Annotated in this window: 21 protein-coding genes; 13 read left to right on the top strand and 8 right to left on the bottom strand. The window is 66.4% G+C overall.

The window, feature by feature from the left end; all coding sequences use genetic code 11:
• Nucleotides 1-17 precede the first annotated feature (17 nt).
• From INF26_RS07205 to hflX, 7 genes are all read left to right on the top strand, one after another.
• Entirely contained in the window at nt 18-635 is a 618-nt protein-coding gene (locus INF26_RS07205; protein ID WP_193530270.1) for a regulatory protein RecX, read from the top strand.
• A 539-nt stretch (nt 636-1174) separates the two neighbouring features.
• The gene (rny, locus tag INF26_RS07210; RefSeq protein ID WP_193530272.1) at nt 1175-2737 is read left to right on the top strand and encodes a ribonuclease Y; all 1563 of its coding nucleotides are present in this window, start codon (nt 1175-1177) and stop codon (nt 2735-2737) included.
• Nucleotides 2738-2741: 4 nt separating this feature from the next.
• The gene (locus INF26_RS07215) at nt 2742-3830 is read left to right on the top strand and encodes an ATP-binding protein (RefSeq protein WP_193530274.1); all 1089 of its coding nucleotides are present in this window, start codon (nt 2742-2744) and stop codon (nt 3828-3830) included.
• A 98-nt stretch (nt 3831-3928) separates the two neighbouring features.
• Nucleotides 3929-4237, top strand: coding sequence for a stage V sporulation protein S (locus INF26_RS07220; RefSeq protein WP_193530275.1), 309 nt, complete (start codon nt 3929-3931; stop codon nt 4235-4237).
• Nucleotides 4237-5604, top strand: a complete 1368-nt coding sequence (gene miaB / locus INF26_RS07225; RefSeq protein WP_193530277.1) for a tRNA (N6-isopentenyl adenosine(37)-C2)-methylthiotransferase MiaB — start codon at nt 4237-4239, stop codon at nt 5602-5604. The genes INF26_RS07220 and miaB overlap by 1 nt, the downstream gene beginning before the upstream one ends.
• Complete coding sequence (gene miaA / locus INF26_RS07230; RefSeq protein WP_193530280.1) at nt 5601-6533, top strand: tRNA (adenosine(37)-N6)-dimethylallyltransferase MiaA; 933 nt, start codon at nt 5601-5603, stop codon at nt 6531-6533. The genes miaB and miaA overlap by 4 nt, the downstream gene beginning before the upstream one ends.
• On the top strand, nt 6534-7832 hold the full coding sequence (gene hflX, locus INF26_RS07235) for a GTPase HflX (protein ID WP_193530282.1): 1299 nt from the start codon (nt 6534-6536) through the stop codon (nt 7830-7832). It begins immediately after the preceding gene.
• On the opposite strand, the gene INF26_RS07240 is transcribed toward hflX, so the two are convergent.
• Nucleotides 7829-8545, bottom strand: coding sequence for a heparan-alpha-glucosaminide N-acetyltransferase domain-containing protein (locus INF26_RS07240; protein ID WP_332307331.1), 717 nt, complete (start codon nt 8543-8545; stop codon nt 7829-7831). The genes hflX and INF26_RS07240 overlap by 4 nt on opposite strands.
• Before the next feature lie 62 nt (nt 8546-8607).
• Nucleotides 8608-9255 carry a transcriptional repressor LexA gene (gene lexA / locus INF26_RS07245; RefSeq protein WP_193530284.1) on the bottom strand — a complete coding sequence of 216 codons (648 nt, stop codon included), beginning with the start codon at nt 9253-9255 and terminating at the stop codon, nt 8608-8610.
• Between the two features lie 191 nt (nt 9256-9446).
• Here lexA and INF26_RS07250 point away from each other — a divergent pair, with 191 nt between their 5' ends.
• From INF26_RS07250 to INF26_RS07275, 6 genes are all read left to right on the top strand, one after another.
• Nucleotides 9447-9887, top strand: a complete 441-nt coding sequence (locus tag INF26_RS07250; protein WP_193530286.1) for a LysM peptidoglycan-binding domain-containing protein — start codon at nt 9447-9449, stop codon at nt 9885-9887.
• 114 nt (nt 9888-10001) lie between these two features.
• Nucleotides 10002-10451, top strand: a complete 450-nt coding sequence (nrdR, locus tag INF26_RS07255; RefSeq protein ID WP_193530288.1) for a transcriptional regulator NrdR — start codon at nt 10002-10004, stop codon at nt 10449-10451.
• On the top strand, nt 10444-10890 hold the full coding sequence (gene dut / locus INF26_RS07260) for a dUTP diphosphatase (protein ID WP_193530289.1): 447 nt from the start codon (nt 10444-10446) through the stop codon (nt 10888-10890). Before nrdR ends, dut begins: the two co-directional genes overlap by 8 nt.
• Before the next feature lie 72 nt (nt 10891-10962).
• Nucleotides 10963-12276 (top strand): NCS2 family permease, encoded by a 1314-nt coding sequence (locus tag INF26_RS07265; RefSeq protein ID WP_193530290.1) that lies wholly within the window; start codon nt 10963-10965, stop codon nt 12274-12276.
• A 74-nt stretch (nt 12277-12350) separates the two neighbouring features.
• Entirely contained in the window at nt 12351-13613 is a 1263-nt protein-coding gene (locus INF26_RS07270) for a uracil-xanthine permease family protein (protein WP_193530291.1), read from the top strand.
• A 125-nt stretch (nt 13614-13738) separates the two neighbouring features.
• Nucleotides 13739-14683, top strand: a complete 945-nt coding sequence (locus INF26_RS07275) for an NAD(P)/FAD-dependent oxidoreductase (protein WP_193530292.1) — start codon at nt 13739-13741, stop codon at nt 14681-14683.
• A gap of 26 nt (nt 14684-14709) precedes the next feature.
• Here the strand turns inward: INF26_RS07275 and INF26_RS07280 are convergent, their stop codons facing one another.
• From INF26_RS07280 to INF26_RS07305, 6 genes are all read right to left on the bottom strand, one after another.
• Nucleotides 14710-15411: a nuclease-related domain-containing protein gene (locus INF26_RS07280; protein WP_193530293.1), complete on the bottom strand. Its 702-nt coding sequence runs from the start codon at nt 15409-15411 to the stop codon at nt 14710-14712.
• Between the two features lie 188 nt (nt 15412-15599).
• A complete protein-coding gene (locus tag INF26_RS07285; RefSeq protein WP_193530294.1) occupies nt 15600-17189 on the bottom strand; it encodes a ClC family H(+)/Cl(-) exchange transporter in 1590 nt (529 codons plus the stop codon).
• A 12-nt stretch (nt 17190-17201) separates the two neighbouring features.
• Entirely contained in the window at nt 17202-18344 is a 1143-nt protein-coding gene (locus INF26_RS07290; protein ID WP_193530295.1) for a coiled-coil domain-containing protein, read from the bottom strand.
• Nucleotides 18345-18462: 118 nt separating this feature from the next.
• On the bottom strand, nt 18463-18996 hold the full coding sequence (locus tag INF26_RS07295; RefSeq protein ID WP_193530296.1) for an adenine phosphoribosyltransferase: 534 nt from the start codon (nt 18994-18996) through the stop codon (nt 18463-18465).
• Nucleotides 18997-19005: 9 nt separating this feature from the next.
• Nucleotides 19006-19773, bottom strand: a complete 768-nt coding sequence (ftsR, locus tag INF26_RS07300) for a transcriptional regulator FtsR (protein ID WP_193530297.1) — start codon at nt 19771-19773, stop codon at nt 19006-19008.
• Between the two features lie 6 nt (nt 19774-19779).
• Nucleotides 19780-20199, bottom strand: coding sequence for an FHA domain-containing protein (locus INF26_RS07305; RefSeq protein ID WP_193530298.1), 420 nt, complete (start codon nt 20197-20199; stop codon nt 19780-19782).
• Between the last annotated feature and the right edge of the window lie 21 nt (nt 20200-20220).

Raw genomic sequence — 20220 nt, forward strand, 5'->3', positions numbered from 1 at the left:
GCGGCTCGAGGGCATCCATGGCCGGCAGGGCCCCTCGTGCGACCCTGCTCGTCTCTTCCGTTGACCACGGCGACGAGTCCCTGTCGATCCCCGTCGCCGTTGGGAGACGGCTCGAGGCCCTGGCCAAGGACGATTCTTTCGCACCCTCCAGTCGTGCGGAGCTTCTGTACGCGGTTCGGGAGATCGCGCGCTTGTGCGCGCACTCCCGCATGGAGGACCTCGTCGGACGGCGTGACTACTCCCGAGCGGAGCTCACCGAGCGTCTTCTTCGCGACGGCTATCGCTCCGAGGTCGTGGATGAGCTTGTCGAACGTGCCGTGGAGGTCGGCATCGTCGACGACTGCCGCTACGCCGCCGCCTTCGCCCGTTCCAAGGTGCTGGCCGGGTGGGGGAGGCTGAAGATCGAGCGCGAGCTCTCCCGCCGCGGGATTTCGCCCTCTGACGTTCCCGGCTGGCCGGAGGACTTCGTCTCTGCCGGCGACGAGCGCGAGCGGGCCCTGTCCCTTGCCTCGAGACGCCGTCTGACCGGAAGGAACGACTATCAGAAGCTCGTCCGCTTCCTGTGCTCTCGCGGCTTCTCCGTGGGCATCTCCACGTCCGTCGCGCGAGAGGTCCTCGACCGGGCGGAGGGGTAGCAGCCTTCTGCGCGAGCTACAGACTCTCCTGGAATCGACGGCCTTCCGCAACATGACGCCATCCTTGTCCAGCTTTTGACGGCCTTCCGCACCTCGATGCCGAGGTCTTCCCGGAAATGGCGATGTTCCGCAGACAGCCGTCAATCCTGTCCCAAAAACGGCGGCCTTCCGCTGCCGGCGCGCGGTGCGACCGGGGAACCTCGCCGATATCGGGACGCCTTGCCCCTCCGCGTGCGGAAGGTCGTCGAAAACAAGACGGGTCTTTCTCGCAAGCCGAGAATCCTGTCGACTTCGGGACGGCGGCGTGGTCCTACCTGCGGCGCATTTGACAGAATCCTTACAACGGGGCTAGGATAGGACTGCTCGTGGAGCGCATTCTCTCGCTGGTCTGCCAGCTGCCGATTATGTTTCTCTGTACGTCACGATAGCTGCCATAGCCGCTCATGCGGCAAGCGTCAGACTGCACCTCCACGGCGGGTTCCGTCGCGCTCGCGCACGGTCTCCTGAACCCACTGATGAACTGAACCTGAGGAGCAGACATGACAGACCCAATTACCATCGTCGTCGGGGCGGTTTGCCTCGTCGTCGGCGCCGCACTCGTCTATTTCTTCCTGGCTGGCAAGAGCGGCTCCAAGCTCAAGGACGCCGAGGCGCGCCTCGCCTCTGCCCAGTCCGAGGCCGAGCGCATCGCCCAGGAGGCCGCGCGCCAGGCCGAGAACGCCAAGAAGGAGGCTGTCCTCGAGGCCAAGGAGGAGATCCTCGCGCTCAAGCAGACCTCCGAGGCCGAGGAGAAGAAGCGCAAGAGCGAGCTCCAGTCACTCGAGAACCGCATCATGCAGCGCGAGGAGTCCCTCGACCACCGCAACGACGCCCTCGACCGCCGCGAGCACCAGCTTTCCAGCCTCCAGGGTCAGCTCGACCGCCGCAAGAGCGACCTCGACGAGCTCTTCGACCGTCAGAGCGCCGAGCTCGAGCGCATCGCCGGGCTCTCCTCCGACGAGGCCCACGACGAGCTGCTCGCGCGCGTCCGCTCCGAGTCCGTGCGCGAGGAGGCCCAGATCCTGAGGGAGTCCGAGCAGCGCGTCCGCGCCCAGGCCGACAAGACCGCCCGCGAGATCATCTCCACCGCCATCCAGCGCTGCGCCGCCGACCAGGCCGGCGAGATCACGGTCACCTCGGTCCACATCCCCTCCGACGACCTCAAGGGTCGCATCATCGGCCGCGAGGGGCGCAACATCCGCACCTTTGAGCAGGTCTCCGGCGTCTCGCTCGTCATCGACGACACGCCCGAGACCGTCGTCCTCTCGAGCTTCGATCCCGTCCGTCGCGAGACCGCGCGCGTCGCCCTCGAGAACCTCATCGCCGACGGCCGCATCCACCCGGCCCGCATCGAGGAGCTCTACAAGAAGGCCGAGGCCCTCGTCGCCGAGCGCGTGCGCGAGGCCGGCGAGCAGGCCGCGTTTGACGCCGGCATCCACGACCTGCACCCGGAGCTCGTGAAGACCCTCGGCGCCCTGCGCTATCGCACCTCGTTCGGGCAGAACGTCCTCCAGCACTCCATCCAGGTCTCCGCGCTCTGCGGCATCATGGCCTCCGAGCTCGGTCTCGACGAGGCGCCCGCCAAGCGCGCCGGCCTTCTCCACGACCTCGGCAAGGCCATCGACCACGAGGTCGAGGGGCCGCACGCCGTCATCGGCGCCGACCTCGCCCGTCGTCACGGCGAGCGCCCCGAGATCGTCCACGCCATCGAGGCCCACCACGCCGACGTCGACCCCGACACCGTCCTCGACGTCCTCGTCATGGCCGCCGACGCAATCTCCGCCGCCCGTCCCGGCGCCCGCCGCGAGTCCGCCGAGAACTACATCAAGCGCCTCGAGAAGCTCGAGGAGATCTCCAACGCCCACGAGGGCGTCGAGCGCACCTACGCCATGCAGGCCGGTCGCGAGCTCCACGTCATGGTCGAGCCCGAGAAGATCTCCGACGCCCAGGCGACCGTGCTCGCGCACGACATCGCCAAGCAGATCGAGGACGAGATGGAGTACCCCGGTCAGGTGCGCGTCGTCGTGATTCGCGAGTCCCGTGCCGTCGACGTCGCCAAGTAGGACCATGTCCGGCGCCTCAGACCTCGCTGGCTTCGTCTCCACCATGGGCGGGGACCGCGCCCTCCGCGTCGAGGAGAGCCTCGGCGAGGGCTTCGTCAGGCTCCGCGTCGCCGAGGCCGAGCGCCGTCAGGCAAAGCATGACGTCAGGTGCGTGGAGGACGCGCTCATCGAGATGCTCCGCAACGCACGTGACGCCGGCGCGCGACACATCTACGTAGCCACCTCCCGCGAGGGGGACCGCCGCACCACCTGCGTGCTCGATGACGGCTCCGGCATCCCCGAGGACATGCACGACCGCGTCTTCGAGGCGCGCGTCACCTCCAAGCTCGAGTCTGTCCACATGGACCGATGGGGCGTCCACGGGCGCGGCATGGCGCTCTTCTCCATCCGCGAGAACGCCGTCTCCGCCGAGGTCATGTCCTCGGCCCCCGGCAAGGGGTCCGCCCTTCGCGTGGTCACCGACACCACGGTCCTCCCGGAGCGCGCGGACCAGTCGAGCTGGCCCGCACTTGGCGTGGATGAGGACGGCAACGAGACGTGCGTGCGCGGGCCTCACAACATCGTGCGCACCTGCTGCGAGTTCGCGCTCGAGGAGCGCGGGACCTGCGAGGTCTACCTCGGCTCGCCGGCTGAGGTCGCTGCGACGGCTCGCGCCCGCGCGCGGCAGACCGTCGAGGGTGCGGACCTGCTCTTCCTGGACTCATTCGAGGAGCTGCCCGTGGTGGAGCGCCTGCGCGCGGCCTCCGATGCCCGCGAGCTTCGCGAGCAGGCGACGGCGCTCGGCCTCGAGATGTCCGAGCGCACGGCCCACCGGATCGTCTCCGGCCAGATCGCGCCGGTCCGAAGCGTCCTCGCGCGGCTGACGCGTTCCTCAGCGAGCCCTGGCGCCGCCGCGGCCCACGAGGTCGACCTCACGCGAGACCGACGCGGCCTCAGGCTCGCCCCCGCGGACGTCGACGAGTTCTCCCGCGTCATGGAGCGCGACTTCGGCCTTCTCGCGGACAGGTACTACCTCTCGCTCGCCGGCGAGCCGCGCGTCCGCGTCACGGGCAACCGCCTGACCGTGACCTTCGACCTCAGGCCCTCAGACTAGCGGCTCCGCACTTCTCAGCACGGCCGACAACCTCTAGAATTGATCGACAGACCAACAACGAAGCAGTAACGTCGTAGCAACGCAACAGGAGTTTTCACATGGACTATCTGAAGGTCTCGAGCAAGTCCTCGCCGGCGTCGGTCGCCGGCGCGATCGCCGGGCTCGTCAAGGACGGCATCCCCGTCAACATCCAGTGCGTCGGCGCGGGCGCGGTCAACCAGGCCATAAAGGCGATCGCGATCGCGCGCGGCTTCCTCATCCCCACCGGCATCGACATCTCCTGCGCCCCGACCTTCTCCGACGTAGAGATCGGCGGCGAGAGCAGAACGGCCATCCGCATCGCCGTCTACGTGCACCGTATCACCGCCCCCGCCACCCCTGCGGGCGTCGAGGCGGTCGAGGCCTGATGGAGCACCCCGTCGAGCTCGTCGGAAAGACGTACTACGTAAAGACCTTCGGCTGCCAGATGAACCTCCATGACTCCGAGCGCGTCGCCGGCGTGCTCGACGAGTGCGGGTGCGTCTGCGTGGACGACCCCGACCAGGCCGACATCGTCGTCTTCATGACGTGCTGCGTGCGCGAGAAGGCGGACCAGCACCTCTACGGACAGGCCTCGGCCATGGTGAGCGCCCCGGTGCCTCCCTCGGGACGCCGCGTCGTCGCCATCGGCGGCTGCATCGCCCAGCGGGACGGCGAGAAGATCCGCGAGCACGTCGCCTGCGCCGACGTCGTGTTCGGCACGAGTGCCCTCGCGAGCCTGCCGACGCTGCTCGCGGATGCGTTCGTCGGCGACGGGTCGCGCGTTGCCGTCGACACGGTCGAGGAGGACCGTCCCTTCTCGACCGACCTTCCCAGCCACCGCGCCCAGCGCTTCCACGCGTGGGTGCCCATCATGACGGGATGCAACAACTTCTGCACCTACTGCATCGTCCCCTACGTCCGCGGGCGCGAGAAGAGCCGGACCATGGAGGCCATCGTCTCCGAGGTCGAGCAGCTCGTCTCCGACGGCGTGCGCGAGGTCACGCTGCTCGGACAGAACGTCAACTCCTACGGGCGCAACATCTACGGCGAGCCGAGGTTCGCCGAGCTCCTGCGCCGCGTCGCCGCCACCGGCATCGAGCGCATTCGCTTCACCTCCTCCAACCCCAAGGACCTCGACGACGAGGTCATTCGCGCCATGGCGGAGACGCCTGCGGTGATGCCGCACCTGCACCTCGCCGTCCAGAGCGGCTCCACGCGCGTGCTCAAGGCCATGAACCGCAGATACACGCGCGAGGGGTACCTCGAGCTCGTCGGGCGCCTGCGCGCCGCGATGCCCGACCTCGCCCTCTCGACCGACATCATCGTCGGCTTCCCCGGCGAGACCGAGGAGGACTTCGAGGACACCCTCTCGCTCGTCCGAGAGGCCGGTTTCTCCTCCGCCTTCACCTTCATCTACTCCCCGCGCCCCGGCACGCCCGCCGCCGAGATGCCGGACGACACGCCGCGCGAGGTCATCCAGGAGCGCTTCGACCGGCTTGCGGAGCTCGTCGCCCAGCAGGCGCACGACGCCAACCAGTCGGACCTCCACCAGCTCGTGAGCGTGCTCGTCGAGGGGGGCTCTAAGAAGGACGGCGGCGTTCTCGTCGGGCACAGCGAGAAGAACCGAACGGTGCACTTCTCGCTTCCCGAGGGACATGCGGCCGAGGACCTGGTCGGTCGCATCGTCGACGTCCGCGTCGAGGAGGCAAGGACCTGGTACCTCCGCGGCAGCGTGGAGGGCGAGCCTCGGTGAGAGGGCTTTCCGTCGTCTGCGTCGTGGGGCCCACGGCGTCCGGCAAGAGCGCGCTCGCCGAGCTCGTCGCGACGCGCCTGGGGAGCTCCGTCGTCTCCGTCGACGCAATGCAGGTGTATCGGGGCATGGACGTCGGCACCGCCAAGACGCCCGTCGCCGAGCGCCGACGCCCGCTTCTGATGGTCGACGTCGTCGACCCCGACGAGGACTACTCCGTCCAACGCTTCCAGACCGACGCCCGTGACTGCGTCGACGCGCTCCTCGCCGAGGGTCTCACGCCCGTGCTCTGCGGCGGCACGGGGCTCTATCTCAACGCCGTTATCGACGAGATGGCATTCCCTGTCGGCGAGAAGGACGGCGGCGTCCGCGAGCGCTACGAGCGCATCGCCGCTGATCGGGGCGCCGATGCCCTGCATGCGCTCCTCGCCGAGCGCGACCCCGAGAGCGCCGCGCTCATCCACCCCAACAACGTCAGGCGCGTCGTGCGCGCGCTCGAGATGTCCGACGAGGGCGTCTCCTATGCCCGCCACCACGAGGGCCTCCATGAGCGCGCGGCCCACTACCCGGCCCGCATATGGGGCCTCTCGTGGCCCCGTGAGGACCTCTACGCTCGCATCGACGCTCGCGTGGACCAGATGGTCGAGGCGGGCCTTGTGGAGGAGGTGCGCGCCCTCGCCGTCCGGGGTCTCACCACGGACGTCACCGCGGGACAGGCTATTGGCTACAAGGAGATCCTCGAGGTGCTCTCCGGTCGCATCGAGCTCGAGGAGGCCGTCGAGCTCGTCAAGCGCCGAACGCGTCGCTATGCCAAGCGCCAGCTCTCGTGGTTCCGCCACGACGGGCGCGTCAGGTGGCTCGAAATGGGCGAGGTGAGTCTCGAGGAGGCCTGCGAGCGCATCGTCTCCGACCTCGAGCGGAGGGAGGGCTAGATGGCGCGCTTCGAGCCGTTCTCCACCGCACCGGCCCCCGAGCGGGCCATCCTCGTCGGCGTCGACCTCGGACGCTCCGAGTGGAGCTGCGAGGAGTCCCTCGCCGAGCTCGCCCGCCTCGCCGAGACCGACGGTGCCGAGGTCGTCCTCACCATGACGCAGCGGCTCGACGCCCCCGTACCCAAGACCTTCATCGGGAAGGGCAAGGTCGAGGAGCTCTGCTCCTACGTGCGCAACCTCAGCGCCGACGTCGTGATCTTTGACGACGAGCTCACGCCCTCCCAGCAGGCGAACCTCGAGCGGGCGGTGGGGGAGCCCGTCAAGATCATCGACCGCACCGCCCTCATCCTCGACATATTCGGCGTGCACGCAAAGACGCACGAGGGTCGCCTCCAGGTGCAGCTCGCCCAGCTCCAGTACGTGCTCCCGCGCCTGCGCGGCATGTGGAGCCACCTCGTCGGCGAGCAGACGCGCGGCGGCATCGGAAGCCGCTTCGGCCAGGGCGAGAGCCAGCTCGAGGTCGACCGTCGCCTCGTACGCGCTCGCATCTCCACGCTGCGGCGCGAGCTCGAGCGCCTCGAGAGGCGTCGCGGCGTCCAGAGCAAGGCGCGCTGGGACTCCGGCGTCTACCGCGTGGCGCTCGTCGGCTACACCAACGCCGGAAAGTCCACGCTGCTCAACCGCCTCACCGGGGCTGGCGTCTATGTGCGAGACGAGCTCTTCGCGACGCTCGATCCGACGACGCGCGCCCTCGACCTCGAGGAGGGCCGCAAGATCACCGTCACGGACACCGTCGGCTTCATCCAGAAGCTGCCGACGATGCTTGTGGAGTCGTTCAAGTCGACCCTAGCCGAGGTCCGCGCCGCAGACCTCGTGCTGCTCGTGGTCGACGCCTCGGACCCGCATCGCGAGCTCGAGATCTCGGCGGTCCGCTCAGTCCTCGAGGAGATCGGCGCCGACCGCATCCGCTGCGTCGAGGTGATGAACAAGTGCGACCTGCTCGACGCCGACGAGCTGCGCGACGCCCGCGTCTCCCATCCCGACGTCCAGTTCCTCTCCGCGCTCTCGGGGGAGGGCGTCCACGGCCTGCTCTACCGGATCGCCCAGGAGGCGAGCGCCGACAGCGTCTCGATGACGGTGCTGGTCCCCTATGACAAGGGTCTGCTGCTCAAGATGGTCCACGAGCGCTGCCAGGTCATTCGAGAGAGCTACGTGCAGGAGGGCCTGCTCGCCACCGTCCGCGCCGACGCCCGCATGGCGGCCACGCTCGCCCCGTACTCCGTCGAGGAGGAGGGCTAGCCCACGAGGGCGCAGAGGGCGAGAAGGACGGGCTGGTGGATCACGTAGACGGCCAGCGCGTGGCGCCCGACGAAGTTCAGCGGCGCGACGTTTGCCCGCCCTGCCCATTCCGGGTAGCCGCGCCCTGACCACCAGGCGCCCATCGCGGCGCCGCAGAGATACAGGGCGAGGTAGGGGAGCAGGGGATAGTAGTCGCCCGAGGAGAAGGTCGCGTCGGGCAGGCCGAGCCACGACAGCCAGGGAGTCGCGTACAGCTCGCCAGGAAGGTCGAGGGAGAGCGGCCCGAAGCCCACGACCCCGTCCGAGATCCCCTGAAGCGCCAGGAACGCCGCGAGAAGGACGAGGGCGGCGAGAGGTCCCCGAGGCAGCAGGCCGGCACGGCCGAGCGCCCAGGCGACGAGCGTGCAGGCGGCCATGCAGTAGATGATGCCGAAGGATATGGGCGTGTCCACGGATGCGATGGAGGTGACGACCCATATGGCGAGCGCGACGAGACCGTACTGGGCGGCGCGGCGTAGGTTGCTGCGCGACAGGGGGCACATACAGCCGGCGACGAAGAGGAACGTCCAGGAGATGCTGCAGCGCCAGACGTCCTGCAGGGGAGGGGCAAACCAGTCCATTGAGCTCCCGACCTGTGCTATGAAGCGGAGGTCGTAGCAGAGGTGGAACAGGACCATGGATATGACGGAGAGGCCTCGCACAAGGTCGAACACGCCGATGCGCCCGCCGCCGGTGGCGACAGGCGCATCGTCAGACGAGCTTGGGGTCACAGGCGTCATGAGACGGAGCGGATGAGGGCGGTGACGCGCCCGAGGATGACGGGGTTCTCCACGTAGATCGGGGCCATGGTGTCGTTCTCGGGCTGGAGGCGCACACGGTCCTTCTCGCGATAGAAGGTCTTGACCGTGGCGGAGTCGTCAATGAGGGCGACGACGATCTCTCCGTCATGCGCGTCCTGCTGTTCCTTGACGACGATGTAGTCACCGTCGAATATGCCGGCGTTGACCATGGACTCGCCCCTCACGCGCAGGATGAAGGAGCTCGCGTCGCCCACGATCGAGGTGGGCAGGGCGAGCGTCTCCTCCACGTTCTGCTCGGCGAGGATGGGGACTCCGGCGGCCACGCGACCGACGAGGGGGAGACGGATGACGTTGTCGTTGGGATCCTGGGAGACGCTCGCGAGGTCGGAGGCGGGCTCCTCCTGCTTGCCCATGACCTCGATCGTGCGAGGCTTTTTGGAGTCGCGCTTGATGAGGCCCTGCTCCTCGAGAACCTTGAGGTGCATGTGGACGGTGGAGGGGGAGGCAAGACCGACGGCGGAGCCGATCTCCCTCACCGAGGGCGGGTAGCCGTGCTCGTCCGAGTAGGAGCGGATGAAGTCATAGATTGCCAGCTGCCGCTTGCCGAGCTTTCCCTTTGCCATGGGTACCTCCCTTGATCTTGGTCCCATACTACGACACCCGAACGTTGGGCGCAAACATTTGTTCTAAAAATCTCTTGACACGAACATCTGTACTCACATAATAGGGTACAGACGTTCTGGTTTGCAAGGGGCAATTGTTGTCCGCCCCGGTCGGTATAACTGACCCAGACCAGAAGAGAAAGGGGACAGAGATGACCGCAAGCACCATGATCGCCGCGCAGGCCTACGACGGCAACGCCGCACTCGAGACCCGCATGCGCCCCCATCTCGTCCTCATCGAGGGCGGGCTCTCCCGTGAGGGTGCGCGTCGCCCCGCACGTCCGGCGCGCCTGAGCCTCGGCCAGCGCCTCTGCGCCGCCCTCTGCTGCACGCTCGTCATCGCCGTGCTGTGCGTCGCCAGCCTCGTCACGGACGCCCTCGGCGCGGCCGCCCGCACCCAGGCCCTCGACCAGCTGCCCGAGCGCACGGTCGTCGTCGACGACGGGGACACGCTCTGGGGCATCGCCGAGTCGCTCGGGGTGGACGGGGTCCCCACGCGCGACATCGTCAGCTGGATCGCCGAGAGGAACGGCACCGGTGCCGCCCTCGTCGCCGGCCAGACCCTCGTGGTGCCCTCCGCAGTTCTGGGGTAGACCGGACGCTTCATTTGCCGCGTGGCCTTTCCAAAAGGTTACCAACGCGGTTGCCGAAGGCAAATTTGTGCGTTTTGTGATACCTTGTCCTCTGCGAATTGCGGAGGAGGTTCGATGCGCTGTCCCAGATGCGGCTGCGAGGAGTCCAAGGTCGTTGACTCTCGTCCCTCGGAGAACAACGATGCGATACGTCGTCGCCGCGAGTGCGCGGGATGCGGCTTCCGCTTCACGACGTACGAGCGCTGCGAGGAGATGCCGATCGTCGTCGTCAAGCGAGACGGCCACAAGGAGCCGTTCGACCGGCAGAAGCTTCTGAGGGGCCTTCTCACGGCCACGGTGAAGCGCGACATCCCCATCTCCACGCTCACGGGCCTCATCGACGACGTCGAGGCGAGCCTTCGCGACGGCGGGACCCTCGAGGTGTCCTCCGTCGACGTCGGCAGCATGGTGCTCAAGCGCCTCATCTCCATCGACAAGGTCGCCTACGTCAGGTTCGCCTCCGTGTACCGCGACTTCAAGGACGTCGACGAGTTCAGCGAGGAGCTGAGGAGTCTCAATGACTGATGACCGCATAGAGCTGCCAATCAAGCGCCTCGACCCCTCGGTCGAGCTTCCCTCCTACGCCTACGAGGGCGACGCGGGCCTCGACCTGAGGGCGAACGAGGACGTCACCCTCGCGCCGCACGAGCGCCGGCTGATCTCCACCGGGCTCGCGGTCGCCATCCCCGAGGGCTATGCCGGCTTCGTCCAGCCCAGGAGCGGGCTCGCCCTCAAGCGCGGCCTCTCCATGGCGAACACCCCGGGCCTCGTCGACGCGCACTACCGCGGCGAGCTCAAGGTCTGTGCCGTCAACCTCGACGACGCCGAGCCCATTTGCATCGAGCGCGGCGAGCGCATCGCCCAGCTCGTCATCCAGAGGGTCCCCCAGGTGAGCCTCGTCGAGGTCGACGAGCTCGACGAGACCGACCGCGGTGCCGGCGGCTTCGGCTCAAGCGGCGTCTGATTGGCTTCCCGCCCGCGCCGCTGGCGCGGGCAGAGCGACAGTGTACGTGGCAATTTGAAAGGGATGTGTTACATGGAATCATTCTTCAAGGCAGGTGAGAGGGGCTCCAGCGTCGGCCAGGAGGTTCGTGCCGGCCTGACGACTTTCCTCGCGATGGCGTACATCATCGCGGTGAACCCCTCGCTCCTCACGTCCGCGGGCATTCCGGCCACCGCTGCGGTGACCGCGACCTGCCTCGGCGCCGGCATCATGACCATTCTCATGGGCCTCATCGCCAACCGCCCGCTCGCCTGCGCCTCCGGCATGGGCGTCAACGCGGTCTTCGCCTTCACGCTCACCGCGATCGCCGGCGGCGACTGGCACGCCGCCTCCGCCGTCATCTTCATCGAGGGCGTCGCGATCCTCATCCTCGTCCTCTGCGGCCTGCGCGAGGCGATCATGGACGCCATCCCGGTGTCCCTGCGCCACGCGATCTCCGTCGGCCTGGGCCTCTTCATCGCCATGATCGGCCTCGCCGACGCCGGCATCATCGTCGCGGACGAGTCCACGATGGTCGCCCTCGGCGACATCTTCAGCCCGACCTTCCTCGTCGGCCTGATCTCGCTCCTCGTGACGATCGTGCTCTACGCCATGAACGTCAAGGGCTCCCTGCTCCTCGGCATCATCATCGCCGTCGTCGCCGGCATCCCCCTCGGCGTCACCCAGATGCCCGCCGGCATCGTCTCCGGCCTCGACTTCTCCACCTTCGGAGCGCCCTTCCTGACCGACGAGTCAGGCGTCACGGGCATTGCCAAGGTCGTCACCAACCCCACGCTGCTCGTCTTCGCGTTCTCCCTCATGATGTCCGACTTCTTCGACACCATGGGCACCGCGATGGCGGTGGCCAAGCAGGGTGAGTTCCTCGAGGATGACGGTCGCGTCAAGGACATCAAGCCCATCCTCATCGTCGACTCCGCCGCTGCTGCGGTGGGCGGCCTCGTGGGCGCCTCCTCCATCACCACCTTCGTCGAGTCCGCCTCCGGCGCCGCCGACGGCGGCCGCACTGGCCTCTCCTCGGTGGTCGCCGGCGTCCTCTTCATCGTCGCCGCGTTCTTCTCGCCGCTGATCTCCGTGGTCAGCTCCGCCGCCACCTGCGGCGCACTCGTCTTCGTCGGTTATCTGATGATGAGTGAGGTCACCGAGATCGACTGGTCCGATCTTCTCGAGGGTCTGCCCGCGTTCCTCATCGTCGCCGGCGTGCCCCTGACCTACTCGATCTCCAACGGCATCGGCTTCGGCTTCATCGCCTACGTCGTCGTTGCCGCGGTGACCGGTCAGCTCAAGAAGGTCAAGCCGCTCATGTGGGTCGCGGCGCTCGCCTTCCTGGTGTACTTCCTCGTCGTCTAGCGACGCGGACGCGCCCGGGCAACATGCCCGGGCGCTTTTTTCATATCCGCATCCTCAAGAAGGGAGCGTGAGACATGAGCGCACACGAGCGTGAGGTCATCGGCGTCGACGACCGCGTCTCCGTGGGACGTGCCATCCCGCTGGGCATCCAGCACATGATGAGCATGTTCGGCTCCACGGTGCTCGTGCCCGTCCTCACCGGGCTCAACCCCAACGTCGCCATCATGTGCTCGGGCATCGGCACGATCTGCTATCTGCTCGTCACGAGGAACAAGATTCCGAGCTACCTTGGAAGCTCCTTCGCCTTCATCAGCCCCATCCTCGCCGTCGGCGCGACGCAGGGGCTCGACGCCGCCATGTCCGGCGTCGTCGTGGCTGGTCTGGTCTTCCTGGCCGTCTCCGGCATAATCCGGCTCGTCGGCACGGGCTGGCTCGATCGGCTTCTGCCTCCCGTGCTCGTCGCCTCCGTGATGGTCGTCATCGGCGTCGGCCTGGCCGCCACGGCCGCCGACATGGCCTTCATGACGACCGACGACGCCGGGGCGAGCGTCTTCTACGGCACCGGTGCGATCGTCGCCTTCGTGACCCTCGCCGCGGCTGTCGTCTTCTCGAGCATGGGCGGCATCGTCGGGACCGTTCCCGTCCTTCTCGCCATCATCGTCGGCTACCTCGTCTCGCTCGCGCTCGGCCTCGTGGACTTCGCCCCGGTGGCCGAGGCGGCGTGGATCGGTCTCCCGCAGGTGTCCATGCCCCGCTTCGACCCGGGTGCCATCGCCCTGGTGGCCCCCGTTGCCGTCGTCGTGGTGATCGAGCACATCGGCCACCTCCTCGCCGTCGGCGAGATCGTCGGCAAGGACTACCGCGAGATGCTCCCGCGCTCGCTGGCGGGCGACGGCATCTCCACCGTCATCTCCGGCTTCCTCGGAGGCCCCCCGACGACCACCTACGCCGAGAACATTGGCGTCATGAGCGTCACCCGCGTCTACTCGACCCAGATCTTCTGGTACGCGGCCGGATTCGCGCTGGTTGTCGGCGGCTTCTGCCCCAAGCTGGCGGCGCTCATCCAGTCGATCCCGAGCCCGGTCATGGGCGGCGTGAGCCTGCTGCTCTTCGGCCTCATCGCCTCAAACGGCCTGCGCATGCTCGTCTCCAACCGCGTCGACTTCGACGTCAACCGCAACCTGATGATCGCCTCAGTCGTGATCATCCTGGGCGTCGGCATGGAGACGTCGGGCATCTCCATTCCGCTCGGCGACTACACGCTTCCTGGCATGGCCACCTCCACGCTCGTCGGCATCCTCATGAACCTCGTCCTGCCCAGGCCGAAGGAGTCCTAGCTCCTCGGTAGGGGAGACACCGGCACGTTCGGGGCGGCGGCTCAAATGTGAGTCGCCGCCTCTCATTTAGACTAGAATGTCTGAAACTGGGTATCCAGTAGGCAACGGACCGAGAGGGGAGAGCCATGAGCGAGCACGTCCATGACCTCGTAATCGTCGGCGGCGGCCCTGCCGGGCTCTCCGCCGCCATCTACGCGAGCCGCTCCATGCTGGACGCCGTGACGCTCGAGCGCGAGGCGCTCGGCGGCCAGGCGATCCTCACGAGCGAGATTGACAACTACCCGGGCGTGCCCCATGCCGACGGCTTCTCGCTGGTCGAAGCGATGCGCGCACAGGCAGAGGGGCTTGGGGCGAGAATCGTCATGGACCCCGTCACGTCGATCGAACGAGACGATTCGGGCCTCTTCAGGGTCAGCGGGCTCGAGGCAACCTACGTCTCGCGGGCCGTCATAGCCGCGCCGGGGGCACGGCCGCGACCGGCCGGCTTCGAGGGCGAATCGGAATATGTAGGCAGGGGAGTATCATATTGCGCCACCTGTGACGGCATGTTCTACCGGAACAAGCATGTCTTCGTCATTGGCGGCGGCAACTCTGCTGCCGAGGAGGCGCTCTTTCTGTCCAGGATCGCGTCCGAGGTCACGGTTGTCGTGAGAAAGGACCACATGCGCGCGCAGCGCGCGCTCGTCGAGGAGCTCGAGCGTAACGAGAAGGTCGAGCTGAGGTATCTGACGAGCGTCGTGTCCGTCTCCGGCGACGCTCTGCTGAGCGACATGAGGCTTCGGGACAATGCGACGGGACGAGAGTACGCGGAGAACTTTGAGGAGGGCTCGCGCGGCGTCTTCGTGCTCGTGGGGCGCGTACCCGAGACCGAGGCCCTGAGAGGCCTCGTAAGCCTCGATGAGGCCGGGTATGCCATAACAGACGAGGGCATGGCCACAGAGACGCCAGGGCTCTTCGTAGCCGGCGACGCACGACGCAAGCCGCTCAGGCAGATCGTGACGGCGGCCTCGGACGGCGCCGTGGCCGCCACGAGCGCGGCGGCGTTTCTCGGCCTGCCTGTCGAGGGTTGAAATGCTCTCATTTTTTCTGGAAGGAATCAATGAGCGTTTTTCTCAGCGACCTTGTTAGCGTGTAGCAGTTTGAATTCGTTGGATCGTCCGACACTGGTTTCAAGAATCTTACAGAGTCTTGAGACTTCCTCGTCATCGAGAATCGAGAGTGATGAGCGGTTGGAGAGCCAGCGAGAAAGGTCAGAACGCTTTAGAACTATGTCATTGAGATTAAGAGTGAGCTTTTTCAGCTCGCAACGCTCAGAGAACACAACGACAGGGATGATCTTTGAGATTTCTACACCAGATTCTGTAACTAGAACTTTTACATGCGTAGAGTTTTGACGGATGGGGTTGTAGAAACGGCACTTAGTATGACGGTTGAGCGATTGAGTCCACTTAATGTCTGATGAGTTGCCGAATATCCATCCGGAATAGTTTTTGCTTTCGAAAACGTAACACCCACTAGTATGAACAGCAACTACATCGAGTTCAGTGTAACCGTCGTTCAAAGGTAAGTAAGCGTTAAAGAATAGTCGGGCGCCAGGAAGAGCACGTTCAACAAGATGGCCGGTATCAAATTCGCCGCGTGCGCCGTCATTGAGATAGGCAGTGAGAAAACTCGTATCGCTTTGGCGGCCATACTGGGAGTGGGCGAATCGGAAGTAAAGGTTGAGTAGACAAACTCCTATAACAACAAGGAGGAATACAGTGCTAATCAAAGAGAGTTCGTAGAGTTGTGAGAACATTGGAGCCTCCGAACTTCAGCCATACGATTATTTTCGCATAAGCAGGATGAGGTTCGAATAACGATTCTCTACGGCTGCCTTTTTGATAAATTGGTTCTAAAATACAACCGCGATAATATATCTTATGTAAAGTGGAGATTTTTGAGGTAAGCAAGCAAATCAGAGAAATACGCGACCGCATCGCTCCCCTATGAGGGTCTCACGCGCTGCTCGCACATGAGCGAGAGCTTGAGACGCGCGTCGTCAAGAAATCCGGACCTAGAGACGAACAGGAGCTCGTCTGTCGCGCAGATTCTCGTGTCGCCCGTCGGGATGACATGCTCTCCGGCCCGTTCGATCATGAGGACGCGCACGCCGTCCGGCCAGGGAACCTCTCGCACGAGCATCCCCTCGAGGCGGCTCCCCGACCCCACCCGCACGGTTGCGAGGTCCTTCTCGGCCCGATTGGCGTCCGTGATCCGTTCCTCTGGCAGAGAGCCCAGCAGGCTGGCGAGCAGGTGCTCGTAGAAGGCGTCGACCCTCGTGAGGCTGGAGACGACGTACGCGAGGACCGAGACAATCGAGACGGAGAGCAGGGCGTCCAGGGACCCCGTCAGCTCGAAGACGAGCACGACGGAGGTCACCGGCGCCCGTACGACGCCCGCAAAGAGGCCGGCGACGCCGAGCGCTATGAAGTTGGGGCTGAACATCGCCGGCAAGCCGAGTCTCATTGCGATGGCTGCGAACGCAGCGCCCACGAGGCCGCCGAGCACCACGAGCGGAAAGAGTGTCCCTCCCGGGGCCCCGGAGCCAAAGCAGAGCGCCGTGAAGGCGTACTTTGCGACAAGGAGCGCAAGCAGCGCTGCGACAGATGGGAAGGCGGAGCTCTTGAGCAGCTCGACGATCGCATCTCCGCCGCACATGAGCTCGGGCCACGTGAAGGCGACGACGCCGGCGACGGCAAACGGAATCGCCAGGCGGAGGACGGCGAGCCGCTCGGGTATGCGCGCGTAGAGCCCCTGGGCGGCGAACATCCCTCGGTTGTGAAGGGCGCCGAGGAGCCCGCACACGAGCCCGAGCGCCACGACGAAGAGATAGTCCACATGAGGCAGGTTCGTCACGAACGAGAGGCTCACCACCGGCGAGATGCCCACAACCTGCGAGACGAGGAGGTCGGAGACTACGGCGGAGCACATGACCGAGATGATGAGCGGCGCGGTGAATTCCTTGTGGATCTCCTCGAGCGCGAAGAGCACTCCCGTGAGCGGCGCATGGAAGGCCGCAGACATGCCCGCCGCAGCACCGCAGGTGACGAGCAGGCGCTCCTCTCCCCTCCTGCGCCCGAGTGCGCGCGAGACGGCCTTGCCCGACATGCCGCCGAGCTGGACCGAGGGACCCTCGCGCCCGAGTGAGAGGCCGGAGAGCGCAAGCAGCGTCCCCTCAAGGAACTTAGCGGGTACGACGCGCGCCCAGGGGGCATCGTAGCGGCCGATGACCTCGGCGTCAATCTGCGGGATGCCGGACCCCGAGGTCGCCGGCTCCCAGAGAATGAGGTGTCTAACCAAGAGAAACGCAACTGCGAGAAGAACGAGCCACCCGAGCATGGGGAGAGCGTGGCCTGCGGCGGCACCCGTTGCCATGCGAAGCGCGCGCTCGGCGAGCGAGAGGGCCAGCCGGTAGAGCGTCACCACTCCCCCGCCGACGAGGCCGACCAGCGCGCCCTCCCAGACGAGACTCACCTGGAAGCGACGGGAGAGCCGTCGACCGACGAACTGGTCCTCCGAGGCACCCTCACTCATGCGAATCCTAGCTTAGTAGGGGCCACCACCGTAGAAGGAGTAGACTGAGCCGCGGACGACGCCGACGCCCGGCTGCGAGGCGTGGACCATCTCGCCGTTGCCGAGGTAGATTCCGACATGGCCGCTGTGCGGGAAGACGAGATCACCATAGTTAAGCTGGGACATCTTCGTCTTCCAGTCGCCGGTATTCTTGAGGCTGCTGATCATGTCGTAGGTCGTGCGGCCGCGGGCGTAGCCGTAGCAGTAGCAGACGAGACCGGAGCAGTCGAAGGAGTTCGGACCCGTCGCACCCCAGACGTAGGGCTTGCCGATCATCGCGAGCGCGGTGGCCACGCCGCCGCCGGAGGGAGCGTGCCCGCCGCTGCCGCCGGTGTTCCCACCGCCACCACCGGAGTTGTCGTCATCGTCATCGTCGTCATGGGCCGGCTCGCGGTCGGAGTCGTGGTTGTTATTGGTGTTCCCGCCGCCGTTCCCGCCGCCGTTCCCGCCGCCGCTCTGCTGCTCCTCGCGCTCAGCGGCCTCGAGCGCGGCTTGGATCTCGGCGTTGCGCTGCGCCTCGAGCTCCGCCTGGAGCTGTGCGTCGAGCGAGTTGTACACCTCGCGCGCCTCGGCGACGCGGGACTGGTAGTCACTGACCTGGGAGTTGAGCGCGTCGACCTGGTCTTGCTGGTCGGCCTTCTGCTCCTCGAGGTCGGCCATATCCTGCTCGAGCTTGGCGGCGAGGGTCCTCACCTCGTCGATGGCGGCGGACTCGCTCTCGGAGATGCTGTCGAGATAGTAGACGCGCGTGACGAGCTCCTCGAAGCTGGCGGCGCTGAGAACGAAGTCGAGCATCGAGGTCCCGCCGGTCTTGTACGAGGCCTTCATGAGCTCGCCGAGACGGGCTTGCTTGTCCGAGAGCAGGACGCGCTGCTCGTCAATCTGCGCGCTCTTCTCGCCGATGGCGTAGTCGGTCTCCTCGAGCTTGTTAGTGGCCGAGGCGAGCTGCGACTGCATGCTCGAGAGCTCGGCGCCGAGCGCCTCAAGCCGCGCCTGGGCGGCGGCGAGCTCGTCAGCGGTGTCGGCACGGGCGATGTCGTTTGCGCAAAGTATTGAAGCTGCCACGGCGGGCAGCGTGATGAGTCCGGAGAGGACGGCTCTTCTCGAGAGGTTCAATGTCATCCCTTCGTTGGTGTACGGACCCCATTATAGGAGCAACCCACCGCAGGTACGCAAGCACCATACGATGGGCACAAGGCCAGATACGGCCCTGTCGTACGTTTGGGGAGGCCGATCAGGAGACCTTGACCAGCGTGAACACGTCCTGCGGGTAGTCACGGGCGATGACCTCGCGTGGGTTGAGGAAGCTCAGCTCCAGGATGAAGGCGAAGCCGGCGACGCTGGCGCCGGACTGCTCGACGAGACGCGCCGTGGCGACGGCCGTCCCGCCGGTGGCGACGAGGTCGTCGACGAGCAGTACGCGGTCCCCCGGGGTGAGAGCGTCCCGGTGGATCTGCAGCTCGTCGGTGCCGTACTCAAGCGAGTAGGACTCAGAGTAGACCTCGCGGGGGAGCTTGCCGGGCTTGCGGGCCGGAACGAAGCCGCAGCCGAGCCGGTAGGCGACGGGGGCGCCGACCATGAAGCCGCGCGCCTCGGCGCCGACGACCTTAGTGATACCGGCGTCCGAGAAGTGCTCGCAGATCGCGTCGACGACCGCGCGCAGGGCCTCAGCGTCGTCGAAGAGCGGGGTGATGTCCTTGAAGACGACGCCGGGCTCAGGATAGTCCGGGATGTCGATGATGCGGCTCTCGAAGTCGAAGGTGTCCATGGTCCTCCCCTATCGAGCCCCGTCGTTCTTCTCGGGACCCTTGTTCTGGAACGGTTTGGCGACGCGACGGGCGATGAGCTCGTCGCGGACGGCGTTGGTGAGGCCGAGCATGCGCGAGAACGCCTGCTCGTACCTACTGCGTGCGACCTCGGTGTCCTCGATCTCCACCCCGCCCGCCTTGGCGGCGTAGACGACGAGCGCCTGCTCAAACATCGAGGACTCGCGGTTGGCCGCGATCACGTACTGCCTGAGGTTCTTGGGCCCGATCCCAAAGTGCCTGAGCTCGTCGCAGATTCGGATGAGGCCGAGGTCGTGGCCGTCCACGAGGTCGCGACCGTGCGGCGAGCGCGTGAGCTTGATGACCCCCGCCTCGGAGAGCTGTCGTACGAAGCTGGCGGAGACGCCGGTGAGCTCGGGGACGCGGTCGAGCGGGTGGAGCTTGCCGACGGTCTCCTCGTCGTCGACGGGGAGCGTGATGGTGTCGGCGAGACGGTCCGGACCGGTCTCGGACGCGGCGCTCGGCTGGCCGGCGTCGGAGCGCTCGAGCTCCTCCTTGATGACGGAGAGCGGCAGGAACCGGTTCTTCTGGAGGTAGAGGATCGTCTCGAGGCGACGCACGTCACGCTGCGAGTAGAGGCGGTAGCCGCTCGGCGTGCGGGAGGGGTTGAGCAGCCCCTCGTCCTGGAGGTAACGCACCTTGGAGATCGAAAGATCGGGATACTGCTGCTGCAGCTTCTTGACGACCTTGCCGATTGTCAGGTAGCCGGCGTCGGGCATGGTGGCTTACGCCTCTGTGTCGATCCGACGCGGACGGGCGTTGGTGTGGAACACCATGCGGAAGGTCCCGATCTGGATCGTGGAGCCGTCCTTGAGCGCGGCGCGCGTGGTGATGGCGCCGTCGACCCAGGTGCCGTTGAGCGACCCGAGATCCTCGATCGTGGCCTGACCGGAGCCCACCGGACCGAGCTCCATGCGGGCGTGGCGACGCGACACGGTCATGTCGTTCAGGAAGACGCTGTTGTGCGGGTCGCGGCCGAGCGTGATCTGCGGCGAGTCAAGCTCGAACACCTCGCCGATCTGGGGGCCCTTCACGATGGTGAGCGTGGGGTGAGCCGGACGGTGGGCGCCCATAAGGTCGGGGACCGTGGCGTCGGCGGGCGACATACGGAAGATCTCGGTCGCGTCAGGGTTGGCTGTGGGCATGTCTCTCCCCTCGTTGGGTTA

The organism is Thermophilibacter gallinarum, assembly GCF_014982725.1.
In the GTDB taxonomy this organism is placed as follows: domain Bacteria; phylum Actinomycetota; class Coriobacteriia; order Coriobacteriales; family Atopobiaceae; genus Thermophilibacter; species Thermophilibacter gallinarum.